Genomic DNA, 535 nt, shown 5'->3' on the forward strand with positions numbered 1-535 from the left:
TACGAACATTACAATTTACTGCAGACAAGGGCTTCTTTCTGAACGGCAAGCCGTATTTGATAAAAGGAACATGCAATCATCAGGATTTTGCGGGTGTTGGTGTTGCTCTACCCGATCAAGTAACGGAATATAAAATCAAACTTCTTAAAGAAATGGGATGTAATGCCTACAGATGTGCTCACCATGCACCGTCACCGGAGCTTCTAGATCTATGTGATAGACTCGGCATGCTCGTGATGGACGAGAACAGGAAACTAGATATATCTCCGGATGGGATTGCAAACCTGAAAGAGGTGCTCTATCGGGATCGAAATCACCCTTCCGTCATTATGTGGAGCATGGAGAACGAGGAAATTTTGGAAGGTACCATCATGGGCTCGCGCATGTTGGATACTTTGTCACGAATTACGCACGTCATCGATCCTACTCGCCCAACCATAGCTTGCATGAATCACGGGTGGAATGACGGCGGGTACAGCAATTCCGTAGATATTACCGGATATAACTATGGCCAAAGAGAGGATCAATATATTCA

At 45.0% G+C, this 535-nt stretch carries 1 protein-coding gene; it reads left to right on the top strand.

The features are described from left to right. On the top strand, window positions 1-535 hold a 535-nt coding region (locus GC102_RS27055; protein ID WP_281367717.1), incomplete at both ends, for a glycoside hydrolase family 2 TIM barrel-domain containing protein.

The sequence above is a fragment of the Paenibacillus germinis genome (assembly GCF_013141785.1).
In the GTDB taxonomy this organism is placed as follows: Bacteria; Bacillota; Bacilli; order Paenibacillales; family NBRC-103111; genus Paenibacillus_E; species Paenibacillus_E phytorum.